Origin of the sequence: Streptomyces viridosporus (assembly GCF_002078235.1) — a bacterium.
GTDB classification, from domain to species: domain Bacteria; phylum Actinomycetota; class Actinomycetes; order Streptomycetales; family Streptomycetaceae; genus Streptomyces; species Streptomyces viridosporus.
Map to the genome: position 1 here is coordinate 1 of NZ_MSGP01000856.1, position 2783 is coordinate 2783.

3 protein-coding genes and 1 pseudogene are annotated in these 2783 nt (G+C 73.0%); 2 read left to right on the plus strand and 2 right to left on the minus strand.

The window, feature by feature from the left end:
- Positions 1 to 236, plus strand: a pseudogene (locus B7L92_RS41735) (serine/threonine protein kinase); the annotation flags it as partial.
- On the opposite strand, the gene B7L92_RS38170 reads toward B7L92_RS41735, so the two are convergent.
- Together B7L92_RS38170 and B7L92_RS38175 are read right to left on the minus strand one after the other, a co-directional pair.
- Positions 223 to 1629: a hypothetical protein gene (locus B7L92_RS38170; RefSeq protein WP_255311358.1), complete on the minus strand. Its 1407-nt coding sequence runs from the start codon at positions 1627 to 1629 to the stop codon at positions 223 to 225. The pseudogene B7L92_RS41735 and the gene B7L92_RS38170 sit on opposite strands and share 14 nt — an antisense overlap.
- A 150-nt stretch (positions 1630 to 1779) precedes the next feature.
- Entirely contained in the window at positions 1780 to 1908 is a 129-nt protein-coding gene (locus B7L92_RS38175) for a DLW-39 family protein (protein ID WP_003999697.1), read from the minus strand.
- A 338-nt stretch (positions 1909 to 2246) separates the two neighbouring features.
- Here B7L92_RS38175 and B7L92_RS38180 point away from each other — a divergent pair, with 338 nt between their 5' ends.
- The gene (locus tag B7L92_RS38180; RefSeq protein ID WP_081241643.1) at positions 2247 to 2717 is read left to right on the plus strand and encodes a DUF6344 domain-containing protein; all 471 of its coding nucleotides are present in this window, start codon (positions 2247 to 2249) and stop codon (positions 2715 to 2717) included.
- The last annotated feature ends 66 nt before the right edge of the window (positions 2718 to 2783 follow it).

A 2783-nucleotide genomic window follows, 5' to 3' on the forward strand; every position in this document is an offset into this window, starting at 1 on the left:
CACCGCCACCGCCCCGGGGCGCCGACTCCTCTACTGCTGAATACACCGCCCAGAGCCCGCGGGTTCCGCCCGCGGGCGAGGGAACGCCACGACACGGGGCCGCCCACCGGCCCCACCACCGGTCCCACCGCCGACCCGGCCGCCGCCCCGGTCCTCCGGCGAAGATCGTCGTCCCGCTCCTGCTCCTGGCCCTGGCCTGCTACGCCGTGGGCTTCTGGGCCCTCACCCGGATCTGAACGACCCCTGCCGCCGGGCCGCCAGCACCCACACGCCGAGCCCCACCAGCAGCGCGCTCCCGCCGCCGATGCCGCCCACGGCGAGCGCCCTCATCGCGGTGTCGTCGCCCGCCGCCGTGCCCTCGGCCGCCGCCTCCCGGTCCTCCTCCGTGACCGTGAAGACGTCCCGAGGCACGGCCTCCCCCACGTACCCGGGCCCGTCCTGTGCCGCACCGCTCAGCCCCACCCGCAGCGTCAGCGGAACGGGCCCGTCCCCGAAGCGGTCGGCCACCTTCGTCGTGAGGTGGGCGACGAGGTAGTACGCACCGGCGAACCGCACCGCCCGGACCCGGCCGACGGCGTCGTGGCGATTGGCGTGTGCGACCGGCGGCAGGGGAGCGAGAGCCCTCGACTTCTGGCTGCCGCCGTAACCGACCCCCACGTCCGCGACATGACCGCGCGCGGGGTTGTAGAGGTCCAGGTCCAGGGCGGCGGCGACATACCCCCTGCCGCCCGGGTCCGAACTGCCCAGTTCGGCGGTGACGTGGAGTTGCCGGCCCCAGTCGACCGGGACCTTGTAGAAGAGGGTCTGACCGGGGCGGATGTCGTCCCGCCAGACGCCTTCGCCGAGGGAGGTCGCCCGGGCGAATCCCGCGCCTCCCGCGCGCCGTTCGGGCTCCCCCGCGACAGGCCGGGGCGGGGCGGAGTTCCACTCCGGCGGCGCACTCGTCGCACCGGTCCGCTCCAGGGGAGGCTCCGACGCCGTGGTGAGCTCCAGCTCCCACGGTCCGGGGGAGCTGGAGCCCGTGCCGTCCGGGTCGGCGCGTTCGACGGTTATGTAGTACGTGCCGGGCTCCTTGCAGAGGGATCTTTTCGGGGAGATCTCCCGCACGGCCCACGCGGCGACCGGATGAGAGCTGCCGGCGGCGCCGAAGCTCGCCGTGTCCACGTCGCAGGAGCGGCCGTCACCGTCCTGTACGGACACCTTGACGCCGTCGACGACGGAGGCGGCGCGGCCGGCCGGGGGAACGGCGGTGGCGGAGACGTAGGTGTTCGAGGCGGCGTCGAGTTCCAGGCGGTAGTACGCCTTGCCGCTCACCGGCAGGACGCTGCGGTAGGTGTGGCCGGTCTCCAGTCGTACGGCGTCCGCGGTGCTCACGGCCCCGTCCACCCTCTGCGCGCCCTCGGCGAAGGCGTACGCACCGCCGGCCGCCCCGGAGGCGGACCGGAAGGCACCGGCGGCATCAGCGGTTCCGGCGGGCTCGGCGGCGAGGTCCTGCCGTCCCGGCGGCCCGCCTCCCAGCCCCATGACCACCACGGCCGCGAGCGTCACCGCGCCCAGGCGCCCGGTGGCCGTCGTCCGACCGTGTCCGGCACGTGCGCGCCCCAGCGCCCTGCCCCGCCGATCCCTCACGCGCCACCCCTCGTCGTCGCCCGGACGTCGCACCGCGGCCCATCCTGCCCCCGGACGAGGTCCGCACGAGGCTCTTCGACGAGGTCTGCCTCGAACAAGACCCCGGCCGTGAGAACGGCCGGGGTCTTCTTCAGCGTCGGATGTCGGTACTCACGAACCCGTGGGCACGGAGTCAGTCGCCTCCGTCCACAGATCCTGCTCGGCGCGATCCGCCTGGATCTGGCGGTACACGAGGAGCCCGCCGATGGCGGCCAGTGCGACCAGGAGAAGCTTCTTCACCGCGCGACCTCGTCTTTCCTTGACGTAGGGGACCTCTGGCGCCCGACTATACACACCGGTCGATACCGATCGGTGACCTGCATCGGCCCGTCAACTGCCTTCCGGCACAGCCCAATAGGAGCGGGCCGCGCCGTTCCGGGCGGAGGGTGATCGTGCCCTCACGAACGGTCACTTTCACCGCTTCCCTCCCGCCTCCTCTCTTTTTCGCCCCACTTGCGCCCATCCGGGTGGTGTTCGTCTGAACATCCACGCGCCACGGGCGTCGGTCCCCCACTTCGAGCCCCCCATACACATGATGAGGAAAGTACGCAAATCGCCCAACCCGAAAGTGAGGAATCATGGCCCGGAACAAGGTCATGACGCTGTGGACCGCCCTCGTCACCGCTTTTCTCGCGCTCTGCACGGCGCTCGGACTCATCACCACGACCGCTTCCGCGGCCGTACCTCAGACCGAGCCGACGCGCAACAGCGAGAGCGCTCCGAACGCGACCGCGCCGGAACCGGTGCCGTTCGTCTGGTCCCTCCTCACCGCCCTACCCCCCACGATGAAACAGCGCATCCACGCCGAGGCCCACGGCAAGTCTCCCAGCTGCCGCCACCGCCCCCCCGAGGACACGCCTGCGACCACGGGCCCGGCCTCCGAGGACACACCCGCGCCCGCGGACCCGGCGTCCGAGAACACGCCCGCGACGGCGGGTCCGGCACCCGCGGACACACCCGCGACGGCGGGCTCGGCCCCCGCGGACTGCTCCGAGGCCACGACACCGCCGACGCAGTCCCTCCCCGGCGGCCCACCGCCCTCACGCTGATCCCAGGGGCTCGCCCCCTCCCCGTGCCGTCCCCCGCCCCCCAGAAGTTCCGGCGAACTTGCGTAC